Source organism: Thalassoglobus sp. JC818 (assembly GCF_040717535.1).
Classification (GTDB): domain Bacteria; phylum Planctomycetota; class Planctomycetia; order Planctomycetales; family Planctomycetaceae; genus Thalassoglobus.
Genome location: NZ_JBFEFI010000004.1, coordinates 248,850 through 261,498 on the forward strand (window position 1 = coordinate 248,850; position 12,649 = coordinate 261,498).

Sequence of the window (12,649 nt, forward strand, 5' to 3'; positions counted from 1 at the left end):
GATTCTATTCGACATCCGATTGATCGATTTAGATCGATCTCGCCCGAGTCGCTGAGTGGCCACTTCTCGTTGGGAAATGGCCACTCGAACCGGACTCAGTTATTGACCAGCGCCAGCGATGCGACTGTGGCCAGCTTCGCGAATTTCTTGGCATTGGCGTTCGAGCTTTTCAGCGATCTCAGGATGCTGATCGATCACGTTCTCTTTCTCGCCAAGATCGGACTTGAGATTGTAAAGCTGATATGGCTTTTGAAACGGCTTGCCTTTCGGTGCTTCTCTACCGCCGGAGCCATCACTCAAAACGAGTTTCCAATCCCCATCACGAATGGCAAACGTCCCATTCACTGAGTGATTGATGACGGGAGGACGCGGTGTGGAGAGTTCTTTCTCCTGCAAGCACTCCAGGAAACTGAAGCTGTCTGGAGCAGTATCACCTTCAAGCGGAGCGTTGTTGATGTCTGCAACAGTCGCGAAGAAGTCGGTGAGACAGATTGGCGTATCGCACATCGATCCAGCTCGGACGACTTGCGGCCAGCGAACGAAAAACGGCACGCGATGGCCAGCTTCCCAGATGTCCGCTTTCGTTCCGCGCAGCTTGGCATTGGCCGTGTGATGTTCCGGTCGATATCCCTGAACGGATTCATCATCCAGATGATCCGGACGACCATCTTCATAGCGGTACATGAATGATCCATTGTCGCTCGTGTAAATGACGAGTGTCTCGTCAGCTACTCCTGAATCATCCAGGCTCTTCAGAAACTGTCCGACAATGTCGTCCACCTGATGTACGAAATCGCCGTATGGCCCCAACTCTGTCTTTCCGACGTATTTCGGATGCGGCCAGACAGGTTTGTGCGGAGCTGTCAGAGGGAAGTAGAGAAAGAACGGTGACTCATCATCAGCATGATCAGACACAAATGCTGTCGCTCGATCGAGCAAGTGATCCAGGACTTCCTCCATGACGAAGTCGTCCGATCGCTCTCCCTTGCGAAGAAATTTCGGAAACTTTTGAGCAGGTTGAGTGATACCAGGAAATTGAGTGATTCCTCCGTCCTCGATAAACACGTACGGCGGGAAATCGAGAGATGCTGGGATGATGTGCGACTCTTGAAAGCCATGCGTATGAGGACCGTCAGAAACAGGCTTTGAGAAATCAAAGTCCTTCCCTTCTTTGGCGAATCCCAACCCGAGATGCCACTTGCCAACTGCTCCGGTGGTGTATCCCTGACTCTGCAGGAACTCGGCGACAGTTGTCCGTTCCGGGGAAATGAGAGGTGTTCCGTAACCGTTGAGAACGCCACTCGTCAACTTTGTCCGCCAGCAGTAGCGACCGGTCAACGTTCCATAGCGTGTCGGAGTGCAGACCGCCGAAGGCGTATGCGCATCGGTGAACGTCATTCCCTGCTCAGCAAGGCGATTGAGGTTCGGAGTCGGGATTTTCGACGAAGGATTCAGAGCCTGAACATCCCCTGAGCCCATATCGTCAGCAAGAATGAAGACGATGTTCGGCTTCGTCGGAATGGTTTCAGCGGCGGTAGCTTCGTAACAGGCAATCATGACGACTGCAGTAACGATGGCTGAAGAGATTTCTCGCAGCGGGCGCATCTGTTTTATCATCTAATCTCTCTTTCTGGTCAGCGGAAAATAAGAGTCGAAAACAAATCAGGTTTCATCTTGTGCAAGACAATTCGTACTATTCTTGCATAAAGACATTCTTCACAACATCGCAAGGCCCTAACATTACAGAATTCCGTCATCACGAAAGAGGCACTTTGCAGTCAGTGTGCGGTACAACGAATCAATGAATGACCCATTGTCAGAATCCGAGGTTGAAGAGTTAGTCGCGCAAGTGATCCACGGTGATCGGGCAGCGTTGGGCAAGCTTTTTGATTTTCATAGAAATCGTCTGTGGCGAATCGTCAATTTCAGACTCGACACCCGACTGGTGGGCCGGGTCGATGCGGACGACATTCTGCAAGAGTCATACATCAATGCTGAGAAGAGAATCGAACACTTTCTGCATGACTCGCCGGAAGGATTCTTCATCTGGCTGCGGCTCATCGTGAATCAAACGATGGTCGATGTCCACCGACGTCATCTCGGAGCTAAAGCAAGAGACGCCAGCCGGGACCGTTCTGTCAGCGGTGGATGGAGTTCCAAGTCGACATCGTTCTCGCTCTCGCATCACCTCCTCGGACATCTCACCTCACCCAGCAATGCTGCGGTTCGCGCGGAACTGTCGCAGCAATTGAGTGTCGCTTTGGAATCGATGGGTGACCTCGATCGCGAAGTCCTCGCTCTGCGCCACTTCGAAGAATTGACAAACAGTGAGACCGCAACAGTGCTCAATCTGTCAGAACAGGCAGCGAGTCTGAGATACGTTCGCGCACTCGGTCGACTTAAAAAGATCCTGATCGCCATCCCCGGTTTTCAAGAGTATGATCTTGAATAACAAGCTTTCTATTGATCCCGTGAGCGTGGAGAACGATCTGAATCACTCTCCGAAAAATCGACATCTTTACGTCGTATTGAGCGACACATGAGCGAATCTGAATCGTCAGACAATCTCGACCACTCTCAGCTTGTTGGGCTGCCTCGTCGAGTTGAGTCACACGCCCGCGTGCCGCTGGAGACAGTTGCTTCAAACTTTCTGGATCAAGTCCGCAGCGGCCAGCCGGTCGATCTGGAATCGTTCATCAAGAAGCACCCTGAGATGGAAGACGAACTCCGTGAGTTCCTTCCGCTGATCATGGCAATGGAGGGGTGGAAGGCCGAGAAGGAAAATCAGGTCGTCCGACATCCGCTTCCCGACGAATTTGATATTTCTCATCTCGGGAACTGCAAGATCATTCGCGAGATTGGCCGTGGGGGCATGGGTGTTGTTTTCGAAGCAGAGCAAGCCCCAATCAACCGGCGAGTCGCAGTGAAGCTCCTTCCATGGAAGTTTAAGCAGGAAACGAATTGGTCTCAGCAGTTTCACCGCGAAGCCCGAACAGCAGCGCAGCTGCAACATCCAAATATCGTTCCAGTCTTCAGCTTTGGCGAAGAGGACGGACGGCTTTATTACGTCATGCCGCTCATTGAAGGAGTTGGCCTCGACAAACTGATCGCTTACTGGAAAGGTGTGGACTCGACCGTTGATGTCGAAGACTTAATCACGACCGTTCATGGCAAAGAGTTTGGCCAAGAGAACAGGGCGGCTAAGTCACATTCAGGGAGTTCGAGAAAACTCTTGAAACGAGACAACTGGCCGCAAATCGTCAAGCTAGCTGTGCAAATCGTCAATGCCATCCGCTACGCCCACCGGCAGGGAACATTGCATCGCGATATCAAACCTGGAAACCTGCTGCTCGACCGTTCTGGAACCGTCTGGGTTGCAGATTTTGGACTCGCTTTGGGACGAGAACGCTTTCTCGACGACCAGTTTTTTCCCGTGGCAGGAACGCTCAGATACATGGCTCCTGAACAGTTCGACGGGATCACGAATGAACTGACGGACATCTACTCTTTCGGAGCGACACTCTACGAACTTTGTACGCTTCAACCAGCTTTTGATTCGACTTCAAAATCAGAGATGATCCGCCAGATCACGACATCGAATCCGCCAACTCCCCGGTCGATTAATCCGAGCATTCCAACTCGACTGGAAGCAGTGATCCGCAAGTGCCTCGATCGGAGCCCGAACCGCAGATACCTGACCGCCAACGAACTTTATGGAGAGCTTTTGAAGCTTGTCTCCGAGCTATCCCACGAGCCCAAAGGGCTGTGGCGACAAATTCGCGATTGGTTTTAGAGCATTTTTGTTCAGTGTGCACGATCACGCACGAGCAAGCACAGGCTCTTAACATGTGAAACAGTGCAAGCGAGTGCATAGGAAAGAGCAACTTGCTCGAGGCTGCGCGTCGCGTTCTTTTTGACCGGCTTTCTAACTTGCTTTTCGAAGTCTCAAACGACGGAACATTCTAAACCAACTCGACTGCTTTCTTTCGCGATCGGCCGCTTTGTTGGCGTGAGGGAATTCGACATCCGGGACATCTTTTCCGAGGAAGCGGCAAAGCTGCTCCCAGCCGTCTCCATGACTGAGGTCGAGGGTCATGAAATCTTTCGAACGATCTTTGAAGTGGGCGAGAACTTCTCGATTGTGTTTTTCGTAGCGTTGAATGTAGGTCTCTTCGTTCCCAACAGGGCAGCCAACTCCATAAATCCAGCGACGCATTGGTGTTTCTTTCTCACCAAAATGCTTGACCTGGCTTTTGATCCACGATTGGGAATCTCTCAGCGTCAGAATGAATTTGCTTCCCGGAAACCGCAGATCCATTTCGCGATAAAGAATCGGCCACGGATTGTCCTGAAACGCGTCGAATTTCTCAGCGAGATCGAACGCCATCGAATGGACATTTTGTGCGATCTCCGGATCTCTCACGCCGTTAGGGCCGGTTACCCGATACCCGAGCAACGTCAAAGCATTTGCAAGACTTGTCGTCCCGGTCTTGTGAAAGCCAATGCAAAACACTTTCGATCCGTCCATAGATCACCTGTTCACTGCAACAAAATTCTAACTTTGATCCTGAGTGTCGTCCTCAGATCACATCAATCGATACCTGAAAGTTGACCACAAATCGAGAGCAACGAGTTCTCAGAAGACGACGGATCCGAATGTAGGCGAATCACGGAAAACGGGCAACATGACTTCTGCGTCAGGCGATTCTCTTCCCCATCTGATGACGTGGTGCAGGCCGCCCGATTTGCCATCGAGTACAGCTTGCCGTGCCGAAAACATTCCTCTTGATAGCAATTCCCCTGAAAACTTACTATCGCCACTCCGTCATCAGTTGGCAGCGATTCGGATCAGCAATGGCTCCTTTCATCTGAAGAAACGAACTCCGACAAGTACGGATCGCCCCCAAGAGCGACCTCACAGCTCACCGCACGAAGGTAACCGTTTCGCGACAAACGTGACGAAGAGAAGCATCGTCCATACATTCGAGAATGACACATGTCGATTTTCTACGAAGGCCCTGCCACACCGTCGCAAAACCCTTTGCATCGACTGGTCAAGAAGTTCACAAACCTTGCGAATATTCCGCTTGCGAATCTGTCCAACCGAGGCGTTTTCTTCGAGAGATTCAAGACTCATGTCGTGATGTGTGGCTTTCCGAGAAGTGGAACAACTCTCTGTCAGTTGATGATTCAGACGTGTTCGGAAAACGTTCAGGCTTTTCCAAAAGAAGAACGTGCATTGCGTGTCACGAAATACGTGATCAAGCGAGAACCGACAGTCGTCTCAAAACGCCCGAACGACATTTTCGATCTCGATCAGATTCGTGCCAGCTACAACCGCTTTCCCGCAACTCCTCGCTTTGTGCTCTTCACACGTGATCCCCGCGCGGTGCTGACATCGATGCACGAAAATGTTCCCGGCGAGTATTACGTTAGCGTCGACCGGTGGAAAAGCATCTGGACGGAGTGGACACGCCAGACGCATCAACAAGACGTCCTGACGATCAAATACGAAGATCTCGTCACCAATGCTGACAGCGTTCAGCAACAAATTGCAGCACACACGGGACTGGAATTCACTCAGCCGTTCACCTCATTTCATCAAAACGTGCCTGCCGGATTTGATAAGGCAGCGCTCAACGGTGTCAGACCGCTTGAGACCAAGTCGATTGAACGCTGGCGAGGTGCTCAGCACCGAGATCGTATTGCCGAACTTCTTGATTCGTTTCCCGAACTGACGGACCGACTAATCGATCTGGGATATGAATCAGATGATGCATGGGCAACTGAATATCGAGAATCACTACGCACCAACGCCGCTTGACCACGTCGACGAGCTGGTCCAACAGTCATTGCACTTACCGAACAGTACGAATTCCGACGAGTGCTACAAGAGCAAGACGGATTTAGTCTTTCTTATGACGCACACCGGTCTCGTCCGCCCAGTCGAACCATTGCTGAGACATTTGTTCGACTAGCTCGGGATGTGCACTCGCGAGATCGTTCATCTCGGTCCGATCATCGACGATGTTGTAGAGCTCCCATTCCTGGACCTTCTTATCCCAGCAGAGCTTCAAGTCACCTCGGCGAATGGCTCGGTTTCCGTTCCACTCCCAGCACAATTGCTCGTGTCCGGTCCGTGTTTGTCCATCAAAAAGCGGAAGTAACGAGATTCCATCCGCAGGATGAATATTCTCGCCGTTGTATTCCGAAGGATATTCCGCTCCAGCGAGTTCGACGCAGGTTGGCAGGACATCGATGATATGCCCAACTTCTCGGCACCATGAATTCTCAGCAACTCGTTCTGGCCACCGCACGATGAATGGCGTCGAGATTCCCCCTTCGTGAACCCACTGCTTGTATCGACGAAACGGAGTGTTCTGTGCATACGCCCAACCCGGTCCAACGCAGGTATAATAATCCTTAACTCCGGGGACGCGGCTTTCATCGAGCCCGCCAGGCAGCTCCGCACACCCTCCGTTATCAGAGAGAAACATGACCACTGTATTCTGCGAGACACCCTGATCTTCAAGCGTCTCCAGAATCTGTCCGATGCCGCGATCCATACATTCAATCATGGCAGCGTAAGTCGCCATCAGGTGATCCATATACTCTCGATTGGCTAGAGAGTCCCAATCCTCGACTTCAGGGTCTGGCGGAGGCAGTTCCCACGCTGGATCAAGAAGCCCCATCTCCAACTGCCGCTCGTAGCGTTGCTGTCGCAAGCTGCTCCAGCCATTCAGATACTTTCCACGATAGTAAGCGATGTCTTCAGGCTTGGCATGCAGAGGATAATGAGGGGCTGTGTAGCAAACGTGCAGAAAGAAGGGCTTCTCTGCTTCAACAGATTCCTGAATCGCCTCACACGCATAGTTCGAGAAGGCATCGGTCGTGTAAAATCCTTCAGGAAACGATGTGATCCGCTCGTCATCTTCGCCGAACCAGCGAACTCTGCCTCCCTTAAAATCAGGGTCCGGAATTGAGGGATCGTGAAAATTACAACAGCCATCTAAGAGACCATAGTAACTATCAAATCCGCGATCAGATGGCCGATGCGGAGCCCGACTTCCAAGATGCCACTTCCCACTCAGCACATTGTGATACCCTGACTTCCCGAGAACTTCGGGAATCGTGACCATCTCCGAATTTAAGAGCGATCCAGTTCTTCGCGGGTACAATCCGGTCACAAGTGATGCACGGGTCGTCGTACACTTCGCGTTGTTGTAGAACTGCGTGAATCGCATTCCTTCCCGTGCCAGGCGGTCGATGTTTGGAGTCCGAATCTCGCCTCCATAGCATCCGATGTCAGAAAACCCCATGTCGTCACACATAATCAAGACGATGTTGGGACGATCCTCCGCTTCTACTGAACTGGACACAAGAGTGCTCAGAACGATCGCCACACACAGATTCAACAGCGGTTTTCTCATCTTCATGGTTCCCTCGTGAACGACTGACATCAACGAACATCAATCTTTCATAGTGAACGCAAACTTGCAAGCAGAGAAGAGATCTTCAGCCTGTTCCGCTACGCTGCGGTTCGGCAAAACGAATGTAGTATGAGCATGGCGTCGCTGCCGTGTCCGCAAAAAACAGCTCGATGAGAAATGACATGACTGCACAAGAATTTCGCGAAATTCTCTCCCAGACACTCGATGATCAACGACTGTCACGAGGGGAACGGAAAGCGCTGAAGAGCGTGCTTAAAGACATGCGGCCAGCTCAAACTGAACTTGATGTCTATCGACATGAAGCCTTCGATCTGGTTCGAGAAACTCTTCCGACAGCCCTCGATAAGGGTGCGGTCATTGACTGGCTGGAAGACGTCATCCGAACCCTTAGACCAGCCGAAGAGAAAGGACACGTTGTCGAGACAGAGGCTTACTTCAGTCCGGGAAATCGGTGTCGCAGTCGGATTCGATCTCTTCTGAGACAATCGCGAAACGCAGTCGACATCTGTGTTTTTACGATTACCGACGACGAAATTTCTGAAGTCATCGCTGAGACTCACAATCGCGGAATCGCTGTCAGGATCATCACCGACGACGAAAAGTCATCGGACACGGGATCGGACATTGAACGTCTGGCATCAATCGGAATCGAGGTCGCGATCGACAACAGCCCGTATCACATGCATCACAAATTTGCATTGTTCGACGAGTCGATCTTGCTCTGCGGGAGCTACAACTGGACGCGTTCCGCAGCCGATCACAACGAGGAAAACATCGTGATCACGAACGACGACCATCTTGTCGACTCGTTTCACAAACTGTTCCAGGACATGTGGATTCGTTACCGTTAAGCACTCAACCCCAACTCCTCCCTCCTTTGAAATCAAACTCGTCCATCGGAGACAGAAATGAATCGCTTTTCAGCTTTGTTGCCTCGACTCAGCCTGATGATTCTTTGCCTCACGTCCTTTGATGCCGCCTTGGCCACAGCACCGAACATCATCATTGTTGTCGTCGATGACCTCGGCTATGGAGACCTCAGCTCTTACGGAGCGACAGATCTTCAATCTCCTCATCTGGACAAATTCTTCAGTGAGGGAATGCGATTCACTGAGTTCTATGCCAACTGCCCGGTCTGTTCGCCGACACGCGCAGCCATCCTAACCGGAAAGTACCAGGATCTCGTCGGCGTCCCCGGAGTGATTCGAACTCATGCTGACAACAGTTGGGGAAATCTCGTCGATCATGCTGTCCTCCTACCCACAGTTCTAAAACAAGCAGGTTACAACACAGCTTGTATTGGGAAGTGGCACCTCGGACTTGAAGCCCCTGACCGCCCTAATGATCGTGGATTCGATCTGTTCCACGGCTTTCTGGGAGACATGATGGACGACTATTACCACCATCGCCGTCACGAACAAAATTACATGCGACTCAACGACGAGACAATCGATCCCGACGGACACGCGACCGACCTGTTTACAACATGGGCCTGCAATTACATCGACGAGCAATCAAAACAAGACAGCCCATTCTTCCTCTACCTGGCTTACAATGCTCCACATACTCCGATTCAACCGAGAGAAGATTGGTTGAAGCGTGTGCAGGCACGTGAACCGAACATTGATGAGAGTCGTGCAAAACTCGTGGCGTTGATTGAACATCTCGACGACGGAATTGGTCAAGTTCTCAGCCGTCTGGACGAAGCTGGAGAAGCCGAAAACACTCTTATTTTCTTTACATCCGACAATGGGGGGCAACTCAACGTCGGTGCGAATAACGGACCGCTTCGAGATGGAAAGCAAAGTGTGTACGAAGGGGGAATCAAGATTCCCGCCGGAGTTCGTTGGGTCGGCCAAATTCCACCCGGAACAGTTTCCGACTTTCGCGTTCTCACGATGGACATTTTCCCGACAGCTTGCGAAGCGGCCGGGATTGAAGTGGAGAAAAGCTGGAACCTCGATGCAGCTAGTTTTCTGCCAACGTGTCTCGGGAATGATCAATCAGAGTTGCGAGATCTCTGGTTCTTCCGACGCCGGGAAGGGGGCAACCGCTACGGTGGTAAGACGATCGAAGCTGTCCGACGAGGAAACTGGAAACTGCTTCAAAACAGCCCGTTCGAACCTCTCGAACTCTACAACCTTGAAAACGACTCCCAAGAACAAAACAACCTGGCTGAGAAGGCACCGAGAATCTTTAACGAACTCAGTGCCGCTCTCAGACAGGAAATTCAACGATATGGAACAGTCCCGTGGCAATAACATTCTAACGAGAACAAATGCTCGAAGACCGTGGCAACCAAGTATGGGATCGACTTCATAAAACTTAGAAGTCATCGCCATGTCGGTCTATACACCAACTGGCTGGTAGGCAGGGAAGTCAGTATATCCCTCTGCTCCCGTAGGTGAACTCCAAACGGTCTGGTCAGCAGGTTCCGCCAGCGGCCAGCCGTTTTTAATCCTCTCGACATAATCTGGATTGCTGAGGAACGGTCGACCGATCGCAATGAGGTCGGCGTTCCCACTTTCAATTTGGGCTTCGGCGGTCTCAGCATCGTAGCCACAGTTCCCCATCAGTGGTCCACGGAAGATGTTGCGGAACTCCTCGAGGGTCATCGGGCTACCAAGCTCATGAAATCCAAAGGCCAAGCCATCCATCACATGGAGGTAGGCAAGCCCATATCGATCGAGTTGTTGGGCAGCATATGTGTAGAGTTCACGATATTCGGGTGAACCCATTCCGTTAAACACTCCATTCGGCGAAAGTCGGACTGCTACCCGTTCCGGCGACCAGACCGAAGTTGTTGCATCGACGATTTCACCGAGGAAACGGTAACGGTTTTCAATACTTCCACCGTATCGATCATCTCTCTGGTTCGTTTTTGACTCCAGAAACTGATTGATCAGGTAGCCGTTCGCAGCATGAATCTCGACACCGTCGAATCCCGCTTCGGCAGCACGGCGTGTCGCATCAGCATAGTCGTCGACGATCATTGGAATCTCATCGGTTTCCAATGCTCTCGGAACTTCGTGCGGCAGCTTTCCTTCAGGTGTGTGGATGTATTCTTCATCAATCGCATTCGCGGAGGCAGAGACCGCTCGTTCGCCGTTGTGGAACGTGCTGTGAGACGCTCGTCCGCAGTGCCAAAGTTGAAGAAACACTTTCCCGTCGACTTCGTGGATGGCATCTGTAATCAACTTCCAACCATCTCTCATCTCATCGGTATAGATCCCTGGCGTTTCATTCCATCCAATTCCCTGCTCAGAGACAACGGTCGCTTCGGTGATAATTAATCCCGCGTCGCTTCGCTGTCGATAATATTCAGCCATTAACTCATTCGGAATTCGTTCTACACCGGAGCGTCCTCTGGTCATCGGAGCCATCGCGATTCGGTTTTTGACTGTGAGATCACGAAGTTGAAACGAAGAGAAAAGGTTTGGAAATGACATGACTAGAATCACTTTCAGATTGGAAGTAGTAAAAAAGTTAAGCGAGATCGAAGAGCAGAATTTCTGACGAATCAGACGAGTGAATGGCCAGAGACGCTTCATCACTGACAGCGACGCCATCTCCAGCTTCCAGCTCTTCACCGGTGAGCGAAACGCTTCCTCTCAAGACTTGAAGCCACGCATGGCGTCCCGGGGCGATTGGATGTTCCACGCTCTGTCCGGGATCGAGTCGCGAGAGAAAGATTTCGGCATCCTGATGAATCTTCAAAGAGCCTCCCTGCTGTGAACGAGACGCAACCCGAAGCAGTTGGTTTCTCATCAACTCATCGTCGAACGACTTTTGTTCGTAGCTCGGCTCGAGACCTTTCTCTTCAGGAAAGATCCAGATTTGATAAAGATGGACCGGTTCGTCACTTGAGGGATTGAATTCGCTGTGCGTAATCCCGGTTCCGGCGGTCATTCTCTGAAACTCACCAGGCCGCAGAATTTCGCCGTTCCCCATCGAGTCACGGTGTTCGAGTGCTCCCTCGAGCACGTAGGTCACGATCTCCATATCCTTATGAGGATGCGTACCAAACCCTTCACCAGGAGCCACCCAGTCTTCATTCATAACACGCAGCGTTCGGAAGTGAATGTGCTTCGGATCGTGATAGGTTGAAAACGAAAACGTATGTGAAGTCTTCAGCCACCCGTGATCAGCACTTCCACGATCATTGGCTTTGCGGACAGTTAACATAGCACTCCCTCCACACCATTAATCTGTTGTTGAAAGTTCACCCACGCGACACTCAGAGTCTTTGCCGAGTGGTTTGCACTCGGCAAGGCACCATTCAAGTTTGTGTGCGAAACAAGTTCACAATCAGCCAGCGAGGATTGCCCCGTCGACTGGAAGCGATGCTCCCGTCGTGAACGATGCATCGTCCGAAGCGAGATAGAGCACAGCCTTGGCGACTTCGCGAACCAATCCGAGTCGTCCAACTGGGACAAACGACTCCATCCCTTTTCGACCTTCCGAGCCAGGTTCTCCAGCGAAGCGATCGACCATAGCGGTTTCAATCGGTCCCGGCGCGACGGAATTCACTCGAATTCCCTGCTGGGCATACTCGAGAGCAGTCGCTCTGGTGATCCCCTCAACTGCGTGCTTGCTTGCCGTGTAGATTGCAGTTCCGGGGATTCCCACATGTCCCAGAACACTGGACGTATTGATGATCACTCCGCCGCCGGATTTCAGCATCGCAGGGATCTCATACTTCTGGCTGAGAAAAACGCCGAGCACATTCACATCAAATGTTTTCCGGTACTCTTCTTCGAGGAATTCGTTCACAGCACCGGTGTGTTCGACGCCCGCGTTGTTGAACGCGACGTCCAGCTTTCCAAACTTCTCGACAGCCGTGTCAATGAGAGCTTTGACTTCGGCTTCATTGGTTACGTCTGTCTTCACGAAGACAGCAGTTCCACCCGCCTTTGTCACTTCGCCGACGATCTCATCGCCTTCGCTTTGACGTCTTCCACCGAAGACGACTTTGGCCCCTTCGCTGGCAAATTGAATCACAGATTCCCGGCCAATCCCGGATGTGCCTCCGGTGACCACGACGACTTTTCCTTCGAACCTCATCTTCACTCTCCCTTAATCACTAGTCAACAATTTACATGTCAACTACTTGAGTAAAAAAACAGAAGACCTTTGAACCACATCACGCCTCGCCTTACCACTTCACAAAGGCGAGTCACCCCACTTCAGAAGATCGC

Annotated in this window: 11 protein-coding genes; 5 read left to right on the forward strand and 6 right to left on the reverse strand. The window is 51.6% G+C overall.

Features of this window, described 5'->3' with window-relative positions; genetic code table 11:
- Window positions 1–99: 99 nt before the first annotated feature.
- Complete coding sequence (locus tag AB1L42_RS12035) at window positions 100–1,617, reverse strand: arylsulfatase (RefSeq protein ID WP_367055384.1); 1,518 nt, start codon at window positions 1,615–1,617, stop codon at window positions 100–102.
- A gap of 184 nt (window positions 1,618–1,801) precedes the next feature.
- Between AB1L42_RS12035 and AB1L42_RS12040 the strand changes: the two genes are divergently transcribed.
- Both AB1L42_RS12040 and AB1L42_RS12045 read left to right on the forward strand, forming a co-directional pair.
- Window positions 1,802–2,452, forward strand: coding sequence for a sigma-70 family RNA polymerase sigma factor (locus AB1L42_RS12040; RefSeq protein WP_367055387.1), 651 nt, complete (start codon window positions 1,802–1,804; stop codon window positions 2,450–2,452).
- Between the two features lie 87 nt (window positions 2,453–2,539).
- The gene (locus AB1L42_RS12045) at window positions 2,540–3,793 is read left to right on the forward strand and encodes a serine/threonine-protein kinase (protein ID WP_367055390.1); all 1,254 of its coding nucleotides are present in this window, start codon (window positions 2,540–2,542) and stop codon (window positions 3,791–3,793) included.
- Between the two features lie 132 nt (window positions 3,794–3,925).
- Here the strand turns inward: AB1L42_RS12045 and AB1L42_RS12050 are convergent, their stop codons facing one another.
- Complete coding sequence (locus AB1L42_RS12050; protein WP_367055393.1) at window positions 3,926–4,528, reverse strand: sulfotransferase family protein; 603 nt, start codon at window positions 4,526–4,528, stop codon at window positions 3,926–3,928.
- A 468-nt stretch (window positions 4,529–4,996) separates the two neighbouring features.
- Here AB1L42_RS12050 and AB1L42_RS12055 point away from each other — a divergent pair, with 468 nt between their 5' ends.
- The gene (locus AB1L42_RS12055; RefSeq protein ID WP_367055396.1) at window positions 4,997–5,824 is read left to right on the forward strand and encodes a sulfotransferase; all 828 of its coding nucleotides are present in this window, start codon (window positions 4,997–4,999) and stop codon (window positions 5,822–5,824) included.
- An 82-nt stretch (window positions 5,825–5,906) separates the two neighbouring features.
- Here AB1L42_RS12055 and AB1L42_RS12060 read toward each other — a convergent pair whose 3' ends face one another.
- The gene (locus AB1L42_RS12060) at window positions 5,907–7,430 is read right to left on the reverse strand and encodes an arylsulfatase (protein WP_367055399.1); all 1,524 of its coding nucleotides are present in this window, start codon (window positions 7,428–7,430) and stop codon (window positions 5,907–5,909) included.
- Between the two features lie 182 nt (window positions 7,431–7,612).
- Here AB1L42_RS12060 and AB1L42_RS12065 point away from each other — a divergent pair, with 182 nt between their 5' ends.
- Window positions 7,613–8,302 carry a phospholipase D-like domain-containing protein gene (locus AB1L42_RS12065; RefSeq protein WP_367055402.1) on the forward strand — a complete coding sequence of 230 codons (690 nt, stop codon included), beginning with the start codon at window positions 7,613–7,615 and terminating at the stop codon, window positions 8,300–8,302.
- A gap of 57 nt (window positions 8,303–8,359) precedes the next feature.
- Entirely contained in the window at window positions 8,360–9,712 is a 1,353-nt protein-coding gene (locus AB1L42_RS12070) for a sulfatase-like hydrolase/transferase (RefSeq protein WP_367055405.1), read from the forward strand.
- 87 nt (window positions 9,713–9,799) lie between these two features.
- Here AB1L42_RS12070 and AB1L42_RS12075 read toward each other — a convergent pair whose 3' ends face one another.
- The 3 genes from AB1L42_RS12075 to AB1L42_RS12085 all read right to left on the reverse strand — a co-directional run bounded on the left by AB1L42_RS12075 (window position 9,800) and on the right by AB1L42_RS12085 (window position 12,515).
- Window positions 9,800–10,900 (reverse strand): alkene reductase, encoded by a 1,101-nt coding sequence (locus AB1L42_RS12075; RefSeq protein ID WP_367055408.1) that lies wholly within the window; start codon window positions 10,898–10,900, stop codon window positions 9,800–9,802.
- A 37-nt stretch (window positions 10,901–10,937) separates the two neighbouring features.
- Window positions 10,938–11,636 carry a pirin family protein gene (locus tag AB1L42_RS12080; RefSeq protein ID WP_367055411.1) on the reverse strand — a complete coding sequence of 233 codons (699 nt, stop codon included), beginning with the start codon at window positions 11,634–11,636 and terminating at the stop codon, window positions 10,938–10,940.
- A gap of 123 nt (window positions 11,637–11,759) precedes the next feature.
- On the reverse strand, window positions 11,760–12,515 hold the full coding sequence (locus AB1L42_RS12085; protein ID WP_367055414.1) for a glucose 1-dehydrogenase: 756 nt from the start codon (window positions 12,513–12,515) through the stop codon (window positions 11,760–11,762).
- Between the last annotated feature and the right edge of the window lie 134 nt (window positions 12,516–12,649).